17 protein-coding genes and 3 tRNA genes are annotated in these 22,334 nt (G+C 46.7%); 10 read left to right on the top strand and 10 right to left on the bottom strand.

Translation table 11 applies throughout. The annotated features are described in order from the left end of the window. Positions 1-34 precede the first annotated feature (34 nt). The 3 genes from OLMES_RS10850 (at position 35) to OLMES_RS10840 (ending at position 1,652) form a co-directional block, all read left to right on the top strand. The gene (locus OLMES_RS10850) at positions 35-334 is read left to right on the top strand and encodes a YciI family protein (protein WP_087461281.1); all 300 of its coding nucleotides are present in this window, start codon (positions 35-37) and stop codon (positions 332-334) included. A gap of 88 nt (positions 335-422) precedes the next feature. Then, complete coding sequence (locus OLMES_RS10845) at positions 423-1,088, top strand: TIGR04211 family SH3 domain-containing protein (RefSeq protein ID WP_232465316.1); 666 nt, start codon at positions 423-425, stop codon at positions 1,086-1,088. Between the two features lie 249 nt (positions 1,089-1,337). Then, positions 1,338-1,652, top strand: a complete 315-nt coding sequence (locus OLMES_RS10840; RefSeq protein WP_232465315.1) for a PilZ domain-containing protein — start codon at positions 1,338-1,340, stop codon at positions 1,650-1,652. 103 nt (positions 1,653-1,755) lie between these two features. On the opposite strand, the gene rraA is transcribed toward OLMES_RS10840, so the two are convergent. The 4 genes from rraA to ppsA form a co-directional block, all read right to left on the bottom strand. Then, entirely contained in the window at positions 1,756-2,235 is a 480-nt protein-coding gene (gene rraA, locus OLMES_RS10835; RefSeq protein WP_087461280.1) for a ribonuclease E activity regulator RraA, read from the bottom strand. Between the two features lie 91 nt (positions 2,236-2,326). After that, on the bottom strand, positions 2,327-3,022 hold the full coding sequence (locus tag OLMES_RS10830) for an NAD(P)H-binding protein (RefSeq protein WP_087461279.1): 696 nt from the start codon (positions 3,020-3,022) through the stop codon (positions 2,327-2,329). Between the two features lie 3 nt (positions 3,023-3,025). Continuing rightward, on the bottom strand, positions 3,026-3,991 hold the full coding sequence (locus OLMES_RS10825) for an alpha/beta fold hydrolase (protein WP_087461278.1): 966 nt from the start codon (positions 3,989-3,991) through the stop codon (positions 3,026-3,028). A gap of 263 nt (positions 3,992-4,254) precedes the next feature. Continuing rightward, on the bottom strand, positions 4,255-6,591 hold the full coding sequence (ppsA, locus tag OLMES_RS10820) for a phosphoenolpyruvate synthase (protein WP_232465358.1): 2,337 nt from the start codon (positions 6,589-6,591) through the stop codon (positions 4,255-4,257). Positions 6,592-7,064: 473 nt separating this feature from the next. Here ppsA and ppsR point away from each other — a divergent pair, with 473 nt between their 5' ends. Then, on the top strand, positions 7,065-7,886 hold the full coding sequence (ppsR, locus tag OLMES_RS10815; protein ID WP_087461276.1) for a posphoenolpyruvate synthetase regulatory kinase/phosphorylase PpsR: 822 nt from the start codon (positions 7,065-7,067) through the stop codon (positions 7,884-7,886). Between the two features lie 29 nt (positions 7,887-7,915). On the opposite strand, the gene OLMES_RS10810 is transcribed toward ppsR, so the two are convergent. After that, complete coding sequence (locus OLMES_RS10810) at positions 7,916-10,798, bottom strand: insulinase family protein (RefSeq protein WP_087461275.1); 2,883 nt, start codon at positions 10,796-10,798, stop codon at positions 7,916-7,918. Positions 10,799-11,224: 426 nt separating this feature from the next. Between OLMES_RS10810 and OLMES_RS10805 the strand changes: the two genes are divergently transcribed. From OLMES_RS10805 to OLMES_RS10790, 4 genes are all read left to right on the top strand, one after another. Beyond that, entirely contained in the window at positions 11,225-11,704 is a 480-nt protein-coding gene (locus OLMES_RS10805; protein WP_232465314.1) for a hypothetical protein, read from the top strand. Between the two features lie 102 nt (positions 11,705-11,806). Further along, positions 11,807-13,369: a PEGA domain-containing protein gene (locus tag OLMES_RS10800; protein ID WP_157678261.1), complete on the top strand. Its 1,563-nt coding sequence runs from the start codon at positions 11,807-11,809 to the stop codon at positions 13,367-13,369. 20 nt (positions 13,370-13,389) lie between these two features. Next, positions 13,390-14,508, top strand: a complete 1,119-nt coding sequence (locus OLMES_RS10795) for a response regulator (RefSeq protein ID WP_232465313.1) — start codon at positions 13,390-13,392, stop codon at positions 14,506-14,508. A 74-nt stretch (positions 14,509-14,582) separates the two neighbouring features. Further along, positions 14,583-15,143: an NUDIX hydrolase gene (locus tag OLMES_RS10790; RefSeq protein WP_157678260.1), complete on the top strand. Its 561-nt coding sequence runs from the start codon at positions 14,583-14,585 to the stop codon at positions 15,141-15,143. Here OLMES_RS10790 and OLMES_RS10785 read toward each other — a convergent pair. After that, complete coding sequence (locus tag OLMES_RS10785; protein WP_198343299.1) at positions 15,137-17,977, bottom strand: bifunctional diguanylate cyclase/phosphodiesterase; 2,841 nt, start codon at positions 17,975-17,977, stop codon at positions 15,137-15,139. The genes OLMES_RS10790 and OLMES_RS10785 overlap by 7 nt on opposite strands. A 276-nt stretch (positions 17,978-18,253) precedes the next feature. Between OLMES_RS10785 and OLMES_RS10780 the strand changes: the two genes are divergently transcribed. After that, the gene (locus OLMES_RS10780) at positions 18,254-19,162 is read left to right on the top strand and encodes an alpha/beta fold hydrolase (RefSeq protein WP_087461272.1); all 909 of its coding nucleotides are present in this window, start codon (positions 18,254-18,256) and stop codon (positions 19,160-19,162) included. Positions 19,163-19,348: 186 nt separating this feature from the next. Further along, the gene (locus tag OLMES_RS10775; protein WP_087464434.1) at positions 19,349-20,221 is read left to right on the top strand and encodes a 6-pyruvoyl trahydropterin synthase family protein; all 873 of its coding nucleotides are present in this window, start codon (positions 19,349-19,351) and stop codon (positions 20,219-20,221) included. A 138-nt stretch (positions 20,222-20,359) separates the two neighbouring features. On the opposite strand, the gene OLMES_RS10770 is transcribed toward OLMES_RS10775, so the two are convergent. The 4 genes from OLMES_RS10770 to gltX all read right to left on the bottom strand — a co-directional run bounded on the left by OLMES_RS10770 (position 20,360) and on the right by gltX (position 22,293). Next, positions 20,360-20,435: transfer RNA gene (locus OLMES_RS10770), tRNA-Glu, on the bottom strand. A gap of 141 nt (positions 20,436-20,576) precedes the next feature. Next, positions 20,577-20,652, bottom strand: a tRNA-Glu gene (locus OLMES_RS10765). Positions 20,653-20,692: 40 nt separating this feature from the next. Further along, positions 20,693-20,768 (bottom strand) — tRNA-Ala (locus OLMES_RS10760). A 25-nt stretch (positions 20,769-20,793) separates the two neighbouring features. After that, positions 20,794-22,293 (bottom strand): glutamate--tRNA ligase, encoded by a 1,500-nt coding sequence (gene gltX, locus OLMES_RS10755; protein ID WP_087461271.1) that lies wholly within the window; start codon positions 22,291-22,293, stop codon positions 20,794-20,796. Positions 22,294-22,334: the final 41 nt, after the last annotated feature.

The raw sequence follows: 22,334 nt of genomic DNA, 5'->3' as shown, positions 1-22,334 counted from the left end.
GTCCATCAGGACAATCTTTGTTACAGGACAACCTATGTTATACGCCATTATCAGTCAGGATGTAGAGAATAGCCTTCCATTACGCGTCAAAGCGCGCCCGGCACACTTAGAACGTCTGAACGCACTAAAACAGGAAGGACGCTTGATCTTGGCCGGTCCACACCCCGCAATTGATGCAGAAAATCCAGGAGATGCCGGTTTCTCGGGAAGTTTAGTTGTTGCAGAATTTCAAAATCAGGAACTGGCAGAAAAATGGGCAAATGAAGATCCCTACCTTGCTGCGGGCGTATACAAGTCCGTCATAGTAAAGCCTTTCAAAAAGGTATTACCCTAACGCTTAATCGCTACATTTCAAGCACACCTAACTTCCAGATTGTGAAGATAATCTAAAGCGACTATTAACGATCTCAAGGTAGACCATTGTGAGAATAATTACGACTTTACTACTACTCTTTATTTTTACCCCGACGATTTCGGCCAAAAGTATGTATGTAGATGATACGCTTTTTGTACCACTGCGCAGTGGCCAGGGACTCGGCTATCGAATTGTACACAAAGGCATAAAAAGCGGTACGAGTGTTGAGGTCATGGAGCAAAGCTCTGAGACGGGATACTCTAAAATCAAAGAGCCAGGCGGAGCTGTAGGCTGGTTACCAACCCGCTTTCTCGTGAGCGAACCCATCGCGAAGGATAAACTTGAGGCGGCATTAAAGAAGCTTCAGATTCTTGAATCAAAAGACAAAAACCAAAGCAGTGAAATTTCCAAAATACTCGAAGAAAACAGCGAGCTAAAGGAAAGTAATACAACACTTGGAAAATTAAACTCCACGCTCACTACAGAACTGGAAGAGATTAAAAGCATTTCCTCAAATGCGATTTTCCTTGACCAAAGAAACCGGGAACTTCAGGAGAGCAATCAGCAACTTCGAAATGAGCTTGAGCTTCTGCAAGCAGACAATCAAAGATTGAAAGATAAATCCGAGACAGATTTTATGTTGTTGGGTGGCGGGCTCGTTGGACTTGGTGTGCTCATCGCTTTGATTATCCCCTGGATGAAGCCTACCAAGAAAAATGATAGTTGGGCTTAATAAAACGATAATCGGCCCGAGGCTAGGGTCTTGAAAATAACAGTTGCTGCGACTGAGTATGAATTTTCCTGAAGGGGGACTATCAATTATAGTCACCCCAATTCAAATTATCTATATATAGGGTGCAAAAAATCACAAACACACTATATATTCATATGATGGAATTTTTTATAACTATTTCAACTTTGACACAGCTTTGAAATAAACGTATAACATTAGGGACAAAAACAATAAAGGGTCTTGTCTGATATGATGAATTCGCTAATAAAAGATTACAGTGAGAAGCGTGACTTTATTCGAATGCAAGTTAACGCGGAAATTACGCTGGTTATTCAGAAAACCAATCAAACAATTAAAGCAATTTGCAAAGATTTGAGCGGAACCGGCATGCAGATCGAAACCGAGGAAGCAATTGATGCAGGTACAGAGATGCACACGATGCTGCCTTCCAACAATGAATCTTTCCCACCATTTGAAACCCAGGTCGTTGTTAGACGGTGCGAAGAAACGGCAGAAGGCAAGTATCTTCTAGGCACTGAAATTTTGACGGTAAAGGGTCAGTGATTCAACGGGCATGGAGCTAATCCATTAACCCGCGACACCAAACCTTGCAAGGTCACAGATGGCCAGACAGCCTAAACTGTGACCTGCCCCATCAAAAAGACATTCAAATCAGCTTTTTATCGGCAACAATTACGCCATTATTATCGGCATATACATAGTCACCGGGTTTAAACTCAACACCACCAAATTTTACGGGAACATTAAGGTCACCGATGCCCCGCTTCTCGGTTTTCATCGGGTGTGTAGCCAGGGCTTGCACTCCAAGCTCAGTCTGCATAATAACATCAACATCCCGAATACATCCGAAGATAATAATACCTTCCCAACCATTTTCAGCCGCTTTCTCTGCCAGCATATCACCCAGCAATGCAGCCCTTTTCGATCCGCCACCATCAACAACCATCACTTTACCTTTGCCAGGCAAGCCAACCTGCTCTTTGACGACAGAGTTATCTTCAAAACATTTCACAGTGACAATTTCACCACCAAATGCTTTACGGCCACCAAAGTTCTGGAACATAGGTTCAACAACCCTGATATTCTCAGGAAAATCATCACACAAATCGGGTGTAACTATAGTCATACAATCTCCATACTTCATCTTGGTAGTTTAGAATGAGTGTTAAGGACGTGAGTAACCTTGAACTTTTCGCGTCCGAAGCTAATTATGAAACCTAGTATCTCTGGATCGTTGCTGAGTCTAAAACCAGCAACTGCGCGTTGCGACTCTCTGATGCACACTCCCGCCCTGCTTGAACCATAGCCTCGGCCACTTTCTCAGCACTCACTGGTAGTAAATTCGTGAGCCGCCCAATGAGTACCGGCTTAACAATCCCCATCAGCTTTGCACTTACCCCTTCCATAAAGCGGGTTTCTTTTCGATCACCAACCAAGAGTGACGGCCGCAGAATAGTAAGGTAAGGTATCGGCAGACGTTTTAGTGCATCTTCAGTTTCGCCCTTTATTCTGGGGTAAAACAACGCAGAATCTGCATTCGCTCCTAAGGCAGAAATAATCACAAAGTGCCGCAACCCTTTCTCACATAAAAGGGATGCTATCTGCACTGGCCAATCAAAATCGACATGCCGAAACGCGTCTTCACTCCCTGCCTTTTTAATCGTTGAGCCAAGACAACAATAAACATCATCAAAACTAAGCGCATCTGTTTTTTGAGCAAACTCTTCCAAGTTTCCCAGAATACTCTGTAACTTACTGTGGGCTATTGCCGGTTTACGTCGACCATAAGTGATAACACGATCGTACAACCCACTTGCCAAAACCCCTCGAATCAATTCACTACCAACCAAACCGGTAGACCCAAGTACCAACGCTGTGCGCTGACTTTTCATTTCGCTGTTATTCTGAACCATAAGTTAAGCAACCTTCAAATCACCATCAAAAAGCATCGATTCCAGCCAATTCAAAATATATGGCCAAACATAACGTTTCGCTTCCTGACTCAGGACCATTGAGTAATGGGATCGATAACCGGTCTCCGAAGTGAAATTAAACTTCTTATATTCTTTACGGCAAGCGCCTAGCTGATCATGCAAGGCTTTAACACCATCCTTCTTATCCATGATGTCCCCAGTCGAAGCCACACAAAGCGCAGGCATACCGAGCCTGGCAAGCGATTCCCAGTAATCATGCCCATCTTTTGATTTCCACCCTCTTGAGGATTGCCAAGAGATTATATCGCTTAAGAGCTGACTGGGTTCATTTTCAGGACCATATTCGCGCTTATAGCCCTCAATGATACCCTGACGCTTCACCAACCAAGCGCTTAACCGAGCCATCAAAGGAATTTTCAATGACCAATGCACGTGATTCACCTGTGTTGCCATGAGCACCACACTGGCGACCTGCTCGGGATCAATACTCTGACTGGTAAGACTGCCCAGCAACATTGCCCCTCCCAAAGAGTGACATATCCAGATTGGTTTTCGATCAGTTTGCTCAGCAACGAAATCACTAATAGCTGGCAAATCAAGCTTAACGACATCATCCCAACGGGTATTAAGGTAGTCCCGATTCATGGGCGACAGACCGTGTCCGCGCATTTCCGGTAACCACACTTCGTAATCGTGCGAAGCGAGGTAATGCGCTAATCCATCTCCCACCCGAGGCAACCACAACATACGATTGGAAAAAGAGCCATGCAGGCAGATGATGGGAGGCTTTTGCGTTGGCTTACCTTCCTTGGCAATTCGTGTAACAGCCAACTCTACCGACTTATCGGGCGAATTATTCGGCTTCAATAAATACGAATCCACAGAAAAAGGCCCATAGATTTCCGCAGATATCAAACGAGTTGGAAATAGTTCACTACTACTTCTCATAACGGCTGGAAGCTTCCTTGAATATGTTTAGTTTGTATGCAACGTTTAAAGACGGTGATGACCAATCTGCCTGTTGAGACGTCATCAACTGTTAATTCAATTTGAGCGTTCAAAACATAGAGCACAATAAGGTACTAGGATACTAAAGGATGAGATCAAAGATGAGCAAATAACCGGGGAAGAGATATCCCCGGGAACACTTGATATTTTGCGTGACGCCGACCAGAGGGACGACGTTCACACAAACCCGCAGACAAATCTATTTACTTAGGTTGTTGTTCCGCGAGGAAGAACCAAGTATCCAATACGGAATCCGGGTTCAATGAAACAGTATCAATACCTTGCTCCATCAACCACTTTGCCAGATCCGGGTGATCTGAAGGGCCCTGTCCACAAATCCCAATGTATTTACCCGCATCCTTACAAGCTTTAATCGCATTGGAAAGCAAAGCTCTGACCGCATCGTTACGCTCGTCAAATAGATGCGCAACTATTCCTGAATCACGATCCAAACCTAAGGTTAACTGAGTCAAGTCATTCGATCCAATTGAGAACCCGTCAAAGTGCTCCAGGAACTGCTCCGCAAGCAAGGCGTTTGCTGGCAGCTCACACATCATGATAATCCGGAGGCCATTCTCACCACGCTTTAAGCCATTTTCTTCCAACAGCTCAATAACTTGCTTTGCCTCACCCACGGTTCTGACAAAGGGTACCATGATCTCGACATTAGTAAAGCCCATTTCATTCCGAACTTTTTTAAGTGCTCGACACTCTAACTCGAAACAATCACGGAACGTTTCAGAAATATATCGGGATGCCCCGCGGAAGCCCAGCATGGGGTTCTCTTCGTCCGGCTCGTAAATCGTGCCGCCAATCAGATTCGCATATTCGTTTGATTTGAAGTCCGACAAACGAACAATAACTTTCTTGGGAGCAAAAGCAGCTGCAAGTGTTGAAATACCTTCCACTAGTTTTTCGACATAGAAGTCCACCGGCTCACCGTAGCCAGAAATTCGCTTTTCAACAACCTGCTTAACATCACGGGGTAGGTTTTCAAAATTAAGCAGCGCTTTTGGGTGGACTCCGATCATGCGGTTTATAATAAATTCCAATCGGGCCAACCCCACCCCTTCATTAGGCAGACTCTGAAAATCAAAGGCTCGATCAGGATTACCCACATTCATCATGATTTTGAAAGACAACGGTGGCATTGAATCTACACTGTTTTCACGTAATTCAAAATCCAGGCTACCTTCATATATCATCCCGGTGTCGCCTTCAGCACAGGAAACAGTAACTTCGGTTCCTTCCACCAGCTTTTCAGTCGCATCACCACAACCAACAACCGCGGGAATCCCCAATTCGCGGGCAATAATAGCGGCATGACAGGTTCGACCACCGCGATCTGTAACAATCGCAGAAGAACGTTTCATCACGGGTTCCCAATCAGGATCCGTCATATCCGTAACCAGTACGTCGCCTTCCTGAACTTTATCCATTTCTGCAATTGATGTTACGATCCGCACAGGGCCGCTGCCAATCTTCTGACCGATGCTTCGCCCCTCAACCAGAACTTTACCCTTTTCTTTCAGCAGGTAACGCTCCATAGTTGCCGCCGAGCTTCTGCTCTTAACCGTTTCAGGGCGGGCTTGAACGATGTAAATTTGGCCATCATCACCATCTTTCGCCCATTCAATATCCATGGGTCGCTGATAATGTTTTTCGATGATCAGTGCCTGGCGAGTTAACTCTTCAATCTCTGCGTCTGTAATCGAAAACTGCTGACGCAACTCAGGCTCAACTTTCACTGTTTCAACCGATTTACCCGCAGTGGTATCACCGGTATAAATCATTTTGATTGCTTTGCTACCCAGATTACGACGCAAAATGGAAGGACGGCCCGCCTCATAAGTTGGCTTGTGGACGTAAAATTCATCGGGATTTACGGCACCTTGAACGACAGTTTCACCCAGCCCGTATGATGAAGTAACAAACACAACATCTCGGAATCCTGATTCGGTATCAAGTGTAAACATAACCCCACTGGAAGCAGATTCGCTGCGAACCATTTTCTGAATACCCGCAGACAATGCAACTTCTGCGTGATCAAAGCCGTGATGAACCCGGTATGATATGGCTCGATCATTAAATAATGATGCGAATACCTCTTTAACCGCAACCTTGATGCTTTCCAAGCCGACAATATTCAAAAATGTTTCCTGCTGCCCTGCAAATGAGGCATCAGGAAGGTCTTCTGCGGTTGCAGAAGAACGCACTGCCACAGACATATTCTCATTTTCACCGGCCAACAATTTGAATGCCTGACCTAGAGCAACATCCAGTTCTGCCGGAAAGGGAGTATCGACCACCCACTGCCGAATCTGTGCGCCAGTGGCAGCCAGAGCATTGACATCATTGACATCCAACGCTTTCAATGCTGCATCTATTTTTTTATCAAGCCCGTCTGTAGCCAAAAACTCACGATAAGCATCCGCTGTTGTAGCAAACCCACCCGGAACCGAAACACCGGCATTTTCAAGATTGCTAATCATTTCTCCAAGTGAAGCATTTTTACCGCCTACCCGGTCAACATCATTCATTCCAAGGTCTTTAAACCAGGCAATATACTTATCCAAAGCTTGTCTCCCTCGTTTATTTCTGTGAATTATTGCTATCTTTTGGACAGCTGTGATGTCGGGACACTACGATTTTTAAACCGGATTACGAATAAAAACGGATTTCAGCTGTTTCAGCTCTCGACATCACTTAATGGAACAACAATAATACTCTATATCAGGGCGTTTCACTAACCAAATGATTATAAAAACCCCGAAGCCAAGCGCGCATTATATACTGTCTCGACCAATTTGGGGCATCAATATCGCACCAACATAATTTCGTTGACGGCAAACAATACGACTCAGGTAATACACTCCCACGGCAAAAGAACGACCTTGACCGATAAAGATCGGACCAGACAATAGTAGTTTTTACATATCATTTAATTAAAACAGAAATTTTGAACGACACGCTTCTTTCCAGTCGGGAATGTGTCTACGGAGACCTCAAAGCGATGAAACGATCTGCTTTTTTCATATCTGACGGTACAGGGATCACTGCAGAAGGCATTGGCACTAGCTTGCTGGCACAGTTCGAGTCCATTGAATTCGACAAAATCACACTCCCCTATATTGATAGCATCGAAAAAGCACGCGAAACCGTCGCAAAAATAAACAAGAGCGCCATGAATGACAATGAGAAACCGATTGTCATCGATACTATAGTGGATGCAGACATACGTTCGGAAATCGCTAAAGCGAATGCGGTTACGATCGATATTTTCGGCACGTTCATGGGACTACTTGAAAACGAGCTTCACACCAAGTCAACCCATATTGTCGGCAAATCCCACGCCATCAATACCGCTTCCCGAACCTACGAACGCCGAATGGAGGCCGTCAATTTCGCCCTGGATAACGACGATGGTGCACGCACCCGGTATTACAATGAAGCCGATATCATTGTCGTTGGCGTATCACGAAGCGGCAAAACCCCGACCTGCATCTATCTGGCACTTCAATACGGCATAAAAGCAGCCAATTACCCGATTACTGAAGACGATATTGATGATCAGAAACTGCCTGCCCCGCTAAAAGTACACAAGAATAAAATTTTCGGACTCACAATCGAACCAGAGCGATTGTCTTTAATTCGGAATGAGCGGCGCCCCAACTCTCGCTACGCTTCTATAAAACAATGTAATTACGAAGTTGAAGAAGTGGAATTGATGTATCGTCGAGAACGAATCCCCTATTTGAATACAACCGATTATTCAGTTGAGGAAATCGCAACCCGAATCCTGCTTGAAACGGGCATCGAGCGGCGAGTTAAATAATCTGCCGCCCGAACCACATCGTCAAAGCACTACAACTCTTGCACTGTCAGGCCAAGACGTTCCAGCACAACCCGGTTGCCGGCATTGGTTACCACACCAATACTGGCCTCGCCGACCAAATAAGTCTGAGCAACCCGCTTCAAATCATCAAGCGTCACATTCAACACCCGAGTCCGGAAACGCTCTCGCTGCTCGGGCGTACGACCATTCATCAGGTTATGATACGCGACCTTAGCCTCTCCTGCTGGAGACTTGGGCTTGTCTATCTGACCAATAACACCCAGGATGGCTTCTTCCAAGGCCTGATGCTCGTGCTCTTGACTAACCAGCCAGTTGACTGCCTCATCAAAGTCGGCAAGGGTTTCTTCCAAACGGGGATCGCGATAGGAATAGAACCTAAATGCAGCAACGGAACTATCTTGCCCTGCCCCTCCACCATAGGCGCCTCCCTGCTCCCTGATCGCCCGGTGAAGGTAACCATTGCGGAGAAAGTTTCCCAAAACAGTCAGCGCAGCCGCATCTTCATGCTCTACCGGTACAGTTTGATATGCTTTAGAGCAGAAATTAACCTGAGTCGAAGTCAGCCAACCTGCCTTGGTATGCTCCCGGACAGCATGTAATTTCAGTGATTCTGCACTCGCCTCTAATTCGATTACACGTGCTTCAATATCCGCCCGACACAAAGCTGCGTATTCTGACTCTGAGACGATAAGATATTTACGTGGCATGCTACGAATTTTATCATGGAGCTTACTCAACATATCTGCCAGCTTGTCCATTTCAACACTGTCCTGCAGGGCGTCATCCAGTATCTTGATCGCTTGAATACCCTGCAAGCCTGCCAACCTGAATGCAAGCGCAGAAGCGGGACTGAATTGACTACACGCCAACCCCATCGCCAATGCATGGCCATTTGATGTCACAGCCTGTTCACGTTTGGAGCGAATTTGAGCAACCAATTCACGAATACGTTCCTTTTCCTCAAAACGTACATCATCCATCACTGCATGCATCAGATCACCAAGTGCCTGATAATTCCGAGCCAAGGCCTTGCCTGACAAAACCAGGCTACCGGTGGTAGCCTGAACATCATCAATTCGCCCTTTCACACTGGTGTAAGCCGATACACCACCGGTAACCGCTGACTGCCAATCCTGCATATCAAGATAGTTTTTATCCCCACAGCCTAACTCGGTCAGGCAATAACTGTATATCGCCAGAATATCTTTTTCCTGATCCGTCAGCACCGGTAACGGGACAATAATTTGCTCGTAAACCAAACCATTTGTACCTTGCTCATACACAGCGATAGATTGCTTCACATCCCCTTCAGGGATTTGAAGATGTAAAGGAACATCTTCAACTGTGACTTTGGGTAAAACAGAATCGTCGTCTTTTTGCAGTTGTCGATGACTCAAAGCCTGGGCCTGCTCAATAATCGCTTTGGACTCACTTTCGGACAAGGATTTTTTAATGCTTGCCAAAGTTTGAGCCCTGGCTTTGTCCCGACGGGACTCCAACTGCTTGTCCGGTGACATGAGAAGCGTTACACGATGCGGATTGTCAATTAACAATTTCTTGACGAGCCCCTTGATGTATTCGGGATCAGCAATTTTCTCCCGCAATCCAACAAGAACCGGATCCAGATCCAGCAACTCAATCGGATCCCCGCCATGAATCATCGGAGAGAGTGCTGACAAAATTAACTGCAATCCATAGGGGTAACTATCACCGGAAATTTCTCGTTGACTCAATTCCAACTGGTGTAAAACCGCCTCCAGCCGCTCTTGCTCAACGCCATTTTCCGCAACCCCGTTGAGGGTGTCGAGTATCAACGCCTCAAATTCCTGAACACGATCAGGCTCACTTCCCTCGATACCGCAAACAAACGTCATTTCCCGATTTGAGTCCTCAAGCCCGCATAACGGTGAAGGAGAATGACCAAGATGGGTTGTTTCAAGCGCCTTCAGGAGTGGCGATGCGCTGTTTTCGAACAAAACATTTGCCAGCAGATGAGCTTCCAGGTTTTCCTCGAGGTTGAAAGAGTGTCCCAGCAACCACCCGGTAACGATATGGGTCTTGCCTGAATCAGGCTCATTCTCAGGAATGGGGTACGCCTCTTGGACACGAACCGGGGCATAATATCGCTTCTCGTCTGGAATACGTGTATCGATAAGCTGATGCGAAAAGCGACTTAATGCCAACATCTCCAGCCGGTCATGATGTTCCTGAGCGGGAATATCCCCATAAGTCATGAAAACCGCATTACTGGGATGGTAGTGTTTGCGATAGAACGCCTGAAGCTGATCGTAGCTGAGATCCGGGATGTGGTCAGGCTCGCCGCCACTATTGTGATGGTACGTGGTCGAAGGGAAGATATACTTGGTCAGGGCCTGCCACAACAAACTCGTAGGCGAACTCATCGCGCCTTTCATTTCGTTGTAAACAACCCCTTTATAGACCAATGGCGAGGCGGGGTCGTCTACCGTCTCAAATTCGACTCGATGACCTTCCTGGGCAAAGTCCAAAGGATCGATCCGCGAGAAGAACACCGAATCCAAATATACTTCCAGCAGATTATCAAAATCCTTGCGATTTTTGCTGGCAAACGGGTAAGCCGTCCAATCGCTACTGGTAAAGGCGTTCATGAATGTATTCAAAGAACGTCGAATCATCATGAAAAACGGATCACGAACGGGATACTTCTCACTTCCACACAAAACCGTGTGTTCCAGAATATGGGCTACACCGGAAGAGTCCTTCGGGACTGTTCGGAAAGCAACCAAAAATACGTTTTCTGGGTTTTCAGCGGCGATATGTAAATGGCGCGCACCTGTTTTCTCATGACAATACTCTTCGATATCGACATTCAACGACTCGATCTTCTGCTTTCGGATAAATGAAAATGTCATAACTCTCTACTATCAATCAATAGTTACAGCAGTCTGTTACCAGGCTCTGCTAATTCCTTTGCTTAGAACACGTTTAGACAGGGTAGCGCTCTCCGGGCTTCAGGTAAACCCATTACGTAAAACTGCACACCTAAAAGCATCTAGCCAGCCTGAAAGAATGTAGCTATCCTTAGATCAACTCGCTATATTTGCATGCATGAACTGCTTTTAAACCGCCTAACCGCACGAAATCTTCTAAACACTTTTATATGCACAGTACAATTGTGCCAAATTAACGTAAATGATTTTTCGCATGAGTGTACGTAAATCACTAAACTACAACCGGAAACACATACAAAACGGCCGACGTTAGGCGATGAAGCGTGTTTCGCGCCCATGATGATCGCTAGCGAAAAACCAACAAATTCCAAGGACACAATAAGAACAGTGAAAACGACGCTCGCTGAAAACCAAATCGAAGCCTATTGGGTTGAACGAAAAAAATATCTGGCCAACATCAAAGGCATACCCGAATTACGCAGGCGAAACCTCAACGCACTCACCATCTATTTACTTCGACGCTTCCTTTGGTCATTCGGCTTTTTCCCGATATTCATCGCTGTCTGGATTCCACTGGTATTCTCCAGATTCAACCCGGTCGCAATGGTTTTGGACCTCCTCCCCCTGCTCCAGTCGTTTGTTGACTCCAACCCGCAACAACAAGCCTCAACAATTGAAACTCTATTTATTGCCTGGGTGTCTATAGGGTTCATATTTGCGGTCTTTGATCTCGTTCTGACACCTTACAAATCACCTTATGAATATGAAGCTGATGTGCATATGAGGGCCTGGGAGGAGCTTCAAAAACTGGACAATAATAGAGCAATTGCTCAACCCCAGCGTGAGGAGAGCCCGGACAAAGTGTGAACCTAATTGCAAAACACTAAATATCGTTTCAAATCAGTTACGTTCTGTATCAAATAGCGCTACTATTAAAGCTTAAAGCTTAGCGAAAGAGGTAGCTAATTAATGGTCGACGTCAGACCCCTACTATTTGCAAATGCCCTGGCCTTTATGATGTTGCTGACTGCTGGATTTGCAAAAGTAACATCTGACCACCTGGATTCTGGAAAAACTATTCCATCGGTAGCAACGACACCTATAAGCACATTTCAACCCTCTCAAAGCACTACCGATGATGACCAGAACCCAGAACAATCAGCCCAGGATGAAAAGGTCAGCGACGCTGAACTCGATGCGGTCTTTGCCGATACGCCTTTCGAAACTGAAAAATCCTCCTCTGGCATAGATACTTCCAACCTCGACGCAGAGGCACTCGAAGAAGAATCGATCTTCGCAGACGTGCCCAAGCATAAAGGCACGGAATCTGCTCCAGAGGCAATTACAGCGGCAGAAACTAGAGCTTCAGGGTCAGAAGCTGAGCATTCAGGATCAGAAGCTATGCCTTCAGGATCAGAAGCTATGCCTTCAGGATCACAAAGCATGTCTGTAGCAACTGAAACACCATCAGCTACCACAGTGCCTTCCACCGAAGTACAGGCAAGTACCACCGCTGCACCAGAACCCGAAATGGAAGAGATTATCACACGGGTAGAAGCGCCTGCACCACGACGGGCAGCCAAACCCAAACCTGCAGCAATTACAGGCCTGCTTACGGTTCGCTCCAATGTAAATGAAGACACAGTGCTCATTGACGGAAAACCCTACGGGCCAACACGACTCGATCTGGAATTAAAACCCGGACGATATGAAATCGAAGTTGCTAAATCCGGCTATACTAGCTGGAGAGGCGAAGTAAATGTCCTTCCCGGAAAGCGCAACACATTAATCGCCAGACTCGAAGAGTACACCTATGTTGAATATCGCAATGGTGAATGGGTCGGTGGAGTACTCACAGGCGAAGGAAGCTATTCTGGCGAAGATGGAACGGAGTACACAGGCTCCTTTATCAATAAACTCTTCCATGGTAGCGGCACAATCCGGTATCCCGATGGCACCAAATACAGTGGCGACTGGTTTGAAGGACAAATGCAAGGTGAAGGCGCTATTACGCTCGCCAACGGTGATGCCTATATTGGTGAATTCAAGGACAACCAGTTTAACGGCAATGGCACCTTGACCAAGGTCAATGGTGACATTTATTCAGGATTCTGGATTAATGGCTCCTTGAGTGGTGAAGGCACGCTTACAACGAAGCAAGGCCTGCTTTATGTAGGCGGTTTTTCCGAAAATTTATTTCATGGCACTGGTAATTTGACCTATCCGGATGGAACCCATTTCGAAGGCTCGTTCTCGAATGGTAAGTACCACGGAAAAGGCACCGAAACCTTTTCCAGTGGCAAACAGTATATTGGGCAGTTCATGGATGGACAGTATCATGGCCAAGGTGAGCTTCTAAACCCCAATGGCAGTAAAATCACAGGCACTTTTAAATTTGGCAAGCCTTTCGGTAAAGCAACACTAACAACGCCAGAGGGTGAAATTTTCACCGCCCGGACCAATGAGCCCGGCGTTTGTTACCGAGATAAAAGCTATCGGGCTACACAATGCCCACCTATGGAAGGCTGGTAAGAAAATAAGGAGAATCAGGGATGGCAAGCAACACTACTTGTCTGAACGAGGTCGATTTGAGGTCAAAAATGGTTATTAAAAATGCGTTGCTAGTGGATGATTCCAAGGTAGCCCGATTTGCACTGAGCAAACTATTAGAAAAAATCAACCTTGACGTGAGCATGGCTGGGTCGGCTGAAGAGGCACTGGACTTCCTCAACACCCACAGCAAACCTGACGTCATTTTCATGGATCACCTGATGCCAGGAATGAACGGCGTGGAGGCTACTCGCGCCATCAAAAGCAATCCTGATACATCCGGGATTCCAATTATCATGTGCACCTCCAAGAAAACGGAAGAATTCATTGAGGAGGCAAAAGAATACGGAATCTACAGCATTCTGACCAAACCCCCTCAGCCACAAGGCTTGTCTGAGATACTGGACAATCTGCAAACCGATGTTGCCAGTGGAAATCTTCCAGAACCAACAATTGATTTGACCGCACCACCTGTAGACGACACACGAATATCCGTGTCCAACACCGGCCAAAACAATGCCCAACAATACAGCACCGGTGGGGGAATTCCTCTACCCAGTGACATGATCGAACAAGTAGCCTACTCTGCAGTTAAGACTCACATCAACACGAGGCTGCATGAATTGCTCAGCAACCTGTTTGACGAACAATATGACCACCTGAAAAGATTGATCGAAGAAACCCGATCAGATCAGAATCATCAACTCGAAGACGTTATCGAATCTTTCCGCAAAGAACTTCGGGATCACACTGTGCAACTGAAAGATGAAGTTGCAGCAGAAGTCAGCGTATTCCTCAGCAATCAACTTGCCGAATTCCGCAAAGACCTGGAAGCGAACGGATTGTCTAGCGGAATCTCACCAGAACAAATGGAAGAGCTGAAGGATCATATGACTTCAGTGCAGTCAATTGACACCGAGTTCTGGCAAACCCTGCAAACAGAGGCGATTCAACAAGCCCATGACATTTCCAGGGAAACGGCTGAAGATATTGCGCAACGCACTATAGATTTGTACACCCAGAATCAACGAGCATCCTCTAACAAAGCATATATGCTTGCCCTGGCAACCAGTATTGGTGTTTTTACTGCAGGTATTGCATTTTTATCGGGCATGTTTTAGTCCCGCGCCTTATTCGACCGACCGAGTAGCTTGAGCCAGAAATGGTTCGAGCTTGCCTTCCGACGAGCCCCCCCATGCTTGAAAGCCAACTTTTTACACAGAGGCTCTACTATCACGCAGCCGTCGCAATCCTTAAAACAAAGTCATTTCCGAATCAAATTCTCGTAGTCCAACGCGCAACCCGCTCAGGAGACCCATGGTCTGGAGACGCTGCATTTCCGGGTGGCAAATCAGACCCGCTAGACCGATCCCTGGAAGCAACAGCCAAACGAGAGTTAATGGAAGAAACCAGCATTTCACTAAACATGGATGCCAGTTACAAGCTAAACAGAAAGATTACGCGGGTGCACCACGCCCTCAAACCCATGTTCATCACGCCTTTCGTATTCGAAGTAGAGACCCCGATAACAACCCACCTCAATAGCGAACTATCAAATGCTCAATGGATTCCAATTCAAACACTCCGGACACAACAATTCAAATCCAGTTATCGATGGCGGACTCCTTACGGCAGCATCAATGTTCCGTGCTACAGATTCAACGGTATCGTTATATGGGGGCTAACCTACTCCATCATCCAAAACTTCCTGCAGGTCGAAAGCCGGCGCACAATTAAGTCAATACGCAGTCAGTGACCTTTTCTGGAGTCACTCAGACAGGAAACCAGCGCTTCGAATGACAATGGCTTTGCATAATAGTAACCTTGATATTCATCACATCCCAGGCTTTGCAAGAAGGCCAACTGCTCTGCAGTTTCAATCCCTTCAGCCAACACCTTCATCCCCAGTTTATTTCCTAAAGTCACAACTGTCATCGCCACCGCCGACCCACCTTGACTCTCTGTTACGTCACTGATAAAGGATTTATCAATCTTCAAGCAGTCAACAGGCAATTTCGTAATATAATTCAGTGAAGAATAACCGGTACCAAAATCATCAATCGCAACAGTGACTCCGATGCGGCGTAACTGCTCAAGAATTTCACAAGCTGCATCCATATCCTCTATCAACATACTTTCAGTCACTTCCAGCTGAAGCATCGCAGCGGGCAACCCCGTCTGTTCCAGGACTTCCCCCACCTGGCTTACGATATCACCAGAATGCTGGAATTGACTGGCCGACAAATTCACAGCCATTTTAAACGAGAAGCCCACACGATCATAAAGCTTTACCGCATCTGAACAAGCCCGTTGCAGCGCCCAAGCTCCAAGCTTCGCCATCAACCCAGCCTCTTCTGCCACAGGAATAAAATCTGCTGGTGAAATCATCCCCCCATTTTCATCCGGCCATCTCAACAACGCTTCAACTCCCGTCACTTGGCCAGTGTGCAGACTGACTTGTGGCTGATAATAAACCTCAAACGCCTGCTCTTGAACAGCCAATCGTAACTTGCGCTCCAGAGTGAGGATACTCAGGGCCTTTGCATTCATTTCCTCAGTAAAAAACTGCACATTGTTGCGACCACTGGATTTGGCATGGAACATCGCCATATCAGCTTTACGAACCAAATCCTCTGGGTCACTGCCGTCAATCGGACAAAGCGTTACACCGATACTACATGTCAGCGAAAGCTGGGTTTCCTCAATACTCACTGGCTCTTGAATACGTGCGGATATGTCCTCAACAAGATGGAACACTTCTCCGATGTGTCCAACCGATGCCAGCACTAATACAAACTCATCGGCACCAATTCGAGCGACCGTATCCCCCTGACGCACACAACCAGAAAGCCTATGGGCTACTTCGGTCAACATATAGTCTCCGGCTTTGTGGCCCAAAGAGTCATTCACTCCTTTAAACTTATCCATATCCAGAAACAACACCGCAACCAACCCATCTGGTAGCAAATTACTTACTGCCTGCGTGATTCGATCCAGCACTAATCGCTTATTCGGTAAGCCGGTTACAGAGTCGTAGAACGCAAGTTGTGTAATCTTGTTTTGTGCTTCCCGTAACGCGGTATAATCTTCAAAAGTGGCAACATATTGCACAATATCGCCAGCACTACTACGTATCGGCGAAATAACATCTTTAGACCAGAATGTTTCACCATTTTTGCGTCGATATCGAAACTCCCCGCGATATTGTCGCCCACCGGAGAGATCGTTCAAAACCTGTCTATAACGCTCAACTTCAGAAACTCCATCACACAACAGCTCTGGAGAAAGCCCAATAACATCCGCCTCATCATAACCCGAGATTGCCTTGAAACGCGGATTGACATACTCGATCTGCCCTTCTGCCGACATGATCAAGATCGCGTCCGCACTTTGGTCTACCGCACTCGAAAGCTGCCTTAACCGTTTCTCGATCTCGCCTCTGTTTTTTTCCGCTTCAATGTGCGCAATGGCATTACTCAAATCATCTGACAGGCTCGCCAACAGAGATTGCATTTTTTGATCGAATGCATCTTCCTGCTCAGAGTAAACGGCAAGCACATAACAAACATCCTCACCGCGCCTTATAGGGATCGCTGCAATTGAAACAAAACCGCGCTCCTTCGCCCGCTCTCTCCACGGGCTAAAAGAGGGCTCCGCTATGAAATTATTATTACAAATCGTTTTCTTCTCGGTGAATGCCCGAACCACCGGCGCTTTGACGAACCCGGGATCATTAATATCAATTTTCAACGTATCAACATAACCGCGATCACGACCGGAAATAACAACAGGCTTGACCAGACTACCTTCCAGGCCCGCAACCCAAGCCATAATAAAAGCCCCCTCAGCCGTCGCAATTTCACTGATACGCGACATCAATACGGCCTCATCCCTGACCTGATTAATGGCTCGATTGGACTGTGACAACACAGCATAAAGTCTATTCATTTGGCTGATTTGCTCATTTTTTCGAATCCACCGCGTCAAATCGCGCCCTGTCGCCAAGACAAACCGCCGACCCGCACGCTGAACATGAGACAACACCAACTCGACATAAATCTTGCTGCCGTCCCTACGCTGCGCCCACACCTGGAACGTGACATTGAAATTCGACTGACTTGCCTCTCTGATCTTTTTGCGGACCAGCAAATTTGACTCGGGGTGAATATCATCAATGGAGAGCTGTATCAGATCTTCCCGATTGTAACCCAGCGCCTTGGCACCACTCGGATTGACATCTACGTAATGAAAATCCACAGGATCAACCAGGTAAATACCCTCATAAGCCTGCTGCGACATACTCGTCAGATACTGCAAGCTCTCTTTTGCCAATACTTCAAGATTGATCAACTGACGGAAATAATTTATCGATGGCGGCAAAATCAGTATCAGAAAGATACTCAATGCACAACTAAGGGATACCACCCCGAGAACCAGATTTTCGGGTAAGACTACAAGTGAAAATGCATTGGCGGCACAAGCGAGCAGCAGCAATATAAAGAAGCTGGCAACAACCTTGTTTCTATTCCACCCCAACCCAAAATACAGTGCAGCCAGGGATACGGACCCAAGCCAAAACCCAAACGGCATCCAAAACGCAATAATATTTAAATTCAAAATACTTGCAGCCACCCAAACCATCGAAGATGAATTGATAATACGCTTGAAATTATAGCCGAAATATTCAAGTGGGGCCTTTCAAGCCACTTTTTCGATGCACCAAAACAACCCAAAATAAAACCTTCCTTTCACTTATATTTCAGTTAGGTGAATTTTTTGTTTCAACTATGGATTTTATCCACAGATTTGTTACATTTCCGAGTCGATTATATTTCAAACAACGCCTGTCTGTCGTAGGGATTAAAAATGGCCCAAGCTTTGTCCGGCTCGATCAAACTAGAATATGAACAATTTGGCTCACCACAACACCCGGCAGTGATTATGATCATGGGGCTGGGTGCGCAGATGATTGTATGGCCAAAAGCCTTGTGCGAGCATATCGCCAATCAAGGCTACCGAGTTATTCGCTTTGATAACCGCGACATTGGCCTCTCCACCAAACTCAGCCATGAGGGAACACCCAATCTTGGGAAAATGTTCCTTGCTTCTCGTTTCAAGCGCCCTGTTTTTGCCCCATATACACTTTATGATATGGCAGACGATGTCCTCAACTTAATGGCAGCGCTTTCCATTCCCCAAGCCCATTTCATCGGAGCTTCTATGGGAGGCATGATTGCACAGATCATTGCCGGAATCGCGCCGGAGAAAACACTAAGCCTGACATCCATCATGTCCACCTCTGGCGCCAAACATCTACCGATGCCTCACACTCGGGTTTTATTAAAATTACTGCGCCCGCAAAAAGAGAAACTCCCCAACCGGGAGATTACTCAAAAAGTCAGAACCCTTCAGACCATTGGCAGTCAAACCTACCCGACCAGCCCTTTTGAGCTGTTTTATCGCGTGCACACTGCACGTGAGCGAGATTCTGACCCAGAAGGAACACTAAGACAGGCAGCAGCGATTATTGCCAGCGAGTGCAGAATACCCCTGCTCAAAACGATTGCAACACCAACCTTGATTATTCATGGCACCGAAGACAGGCTAATCCCACTTGAGTGCGGCCTGCATACAGCCCGCGTGATTCCAGAAGCGCAAATGAAAGTCATAGAAGGTATGGGGCACGACCTTCCAAGCCCTCTATTGCCGCGAATACAACGATCTATAATCGATCACCTGACCTTTTCTTCCAGTCGCCTGGCCCACTCGGCCTGACGCATTCGGGGCGAAATCGACGCCCCGCCCATTTTACCAACAGACCTGGCGCATACTGTCGAGCGCCAAGACTCCCCCAAACACTCATACCTATTCTACTTAACTTGCCAAATCTGATAAAATCACCCGATCATGTCCCAGGCTTTGCCCTGCCTTCCATTCAACAATTTAAGCGACCAACTGATAATGAATCGACTTTTTGTAAATAACCTGACTGTTATCGACTTTTCTTTCCTCGATCCTATAAGAGGCATAGTGGGTGAAAGCTGGATTGTTGATGTAGAACTGGAAGGCGAACTCGATGAACAAGGCATGGTCTTTGACTTCGGCCACGTCAAAAAACAGCTGAAAAATCTCATCGATGATGAAGTCGATCACAAGCTGGCGATACCCGCACAGCTTGAAGGCGTTCTCATTGAACGTTCCGAAAACCGGATCGACGTTGGATACCAAAACAGCACGGGAGAAAAGTGGCTACACCGCTCCCCGGCATCGGCGGTTTTGCTGATCGAAGAAAAAGAAATAACACCCGAAAGCGTTTCAACTTTTTTGATTGACCTGTTTGATCAAGTACTACCGGATAATGTTGATGGCGTTAGTATCACGATCCGACCAGAGGAAATAAACGGAGCATACTATCACTACAGCCATGGCCTCAAAAAACATCTTGGAAACTGCCAACGAATTGCCCATGGTCATCGCTCCCGCATTGAAATCTATCTGAATCAACAGCGCCAAAAAGTGCTGGAAACAGAATGGGCCACCAAACTTCAAGATAGCTATGTTGCCACGTTAGAGGATTTATCTGGCCAGAACGAACAAACAGAAATCTCCCTTGGAAGACAGACAGGGCAAAATATTACGTTCAACTATGTTGCACAGCAGGGGCAATTTGAACTTACCCTGCCAGCCCGACAAGTTTATATCATTGACACAGACTCAACGGTTGAATGGATTGCGTGCCACATCGCGGAAAATCTTCAGGAAACGTTTCCTAACGACGATATTCAGGTTCGTGCCTATGAGGGAGTGGGAAAAGGTTCAATAGCAGAACGCTAGTCTGTGCAGGTGCTTCAGAACTCCGCGCTCTGAAGCGCACTGCGTCCCACATTGAACCACTCAGATTTATTTGAGCATTCAACACCACACCAATAATTTAAGATCAAAAAAAACCACCCATTCGGGTGGTTTTTTAATTGGCGTCCCATAGGGGAGTCGAACCCCTGTTACCGCCGTGAAAGGGCGGTGTCCTAGGCCTCTAGACGAATGGGACTAAACCTTTCTAAACAAACTAATCTGATCGATACTTTAATACAGCACTTAAAAATAGCGCTTTCCCGAATCCGAAAAAGACCGAAGCCAATATCAGCAAATCAGATCAAAAAACCCGCCTCACTGGAGCCGGGTTTTGAATTGGCGTCCCATAGGGGAGTCGAACCCCTGTTACCGCCGTGAAAGGGCGGTGTCCTAGGCCTCTAGACGAATGGGACTAAAACCTTACTACCTTAACATCTTGTTATTGAAATAATTTGGTGGAGCCAGACGGGATCGAACCGTCGACCTCAACGCTGCCAGCGTTGCGCTCTCCCAGCTGAGCTATGGCCCCTTTACCTCAACAACGGGGGCGTATATTATTGGCTTCCCCCTTCTGAGTCAAGCACTTTTAGAAATTCTTTTTCAACTTTTTTGGTTTCCTTTTTTGAGAACCCGCCAAGTGTATCCAATGCGTTACGCAAACGTGCGCGGCACATATCCGGCCCCATCGCCGCCATGGAATCCATTACTGACCAGGAATTGGGTGTGCCTGCAATCGCAACAAAAATCGGGAACATAAAATCCCCCATCTTCAATTCCATTGCCTGGCAAAGGCTTTTAACCTCCGCAAAAATTGAATCCTTTTGCCAATCCCGCAGTGCTTCAAGCTTCCACAGCGTAAATTGCAATACCCGTTTAACTTGACCCGCCTCAAGCTTTTTATGCTCAAAATCAGCCTCAGTGAGTGGCAAAATGCCAGCAAACAGAAAATTCGCCATTGGTGCGATATCCGAGAAGGTATCGATTCGACTCTGGACCAGTGGAATCAGTTTCTCCCACTCAGGATTACGTGCAATCCACTGCGACACCTGATTTACGAAAGCCCCGTGATCCAGATTCTCTCGAATCCAGAGCCCATTAAGCCAGCGCAGCTTCTCCATGTCGAAAATCGGCCCCCCCAGAGAAACCCGGGAGATATCAAAGTTGGCAACCATCTCATCCAGCGTGAATTTTTCGCGCTCATCGGGCATGGACCACCCCATCCTTCCAAGATAATTCAGGACGGCTTCCGGCAGAAAGCCCATACGCTCATAGAAGTTTATGCTGGTCGGGTTTTTACGCTTGCTCAATTTGCTTTTATCCGGATTACGTAACAAAGGCATATGACAAAGCTCTGGCATTTCCCAACCAAAGTACGCATACAACAGCTGATGTTTTGGCGCTGAGTTAATCCACTCCTCGCCTCTGATAACATGGGTAATTGCCATCAGGTGGTCATCCACCACATTTGCAAGGTGATAGGTCGGCATACCGTCTGATTTGAGCAGAATCTGACAATCCACTTGTGCCCAGTCAATCTCTATGGTGCCACGCAGTTTATCCTGAATGACACAGGTGCCCGAATCAGGCACTTTCATTCGAATAACAAAGGGCTTACCTGCTGCAAGGTTAGCTTTGACTTCGTCATCAGGCAGCTCCAAATCGCCCTTTATTCCAGGATTCAAACCGGCCTCTGTTCGCGCCAGCCTGATTGCCTCCAATTCTTCCGGTGTGCGGAAACAATAAAAAGCATGCCCCTTTTCAACCAACTCGAGCGCATAATCTTTATACATATCTTTGCGCTCAGACTGTCGATAAGGGCCATGAGGCCCACCGACATCAGGCCCCTCATCCCATTCAATTCCCAACCACCGGAGCGCCTTGAAAATATCCTCTTCAGACTCCCGAGTACTACGAGCCTGATCAGTATCCTCGATCCGCAAGATAAATTGCCCCTCGTGTTGTCGTGCAAAACACAAATTGAACAACGCGATATAAGCGGTACCAACGTGAGGATCGCCTGTTGGAGACGGCGCTATTCGGGTACGAACAGTCATAGATGGATTCCTTAGTAAAAATACAGTTACTTTCTGCCCCG

The sequence above is a fragment of the Oleiphilus messinensis genome (assembly GCF_002162375.1).
Classification (GTDB): Bacteria; Pseudomonadota; Gammaproteobacteria; order Pseudomonadales; family Oleiphilaceae; genus Oleiphilus; species Oleiphilus messinensis.
This window is presented reverse-complemented; position numbering and strand designations above follow the sequence as displayed.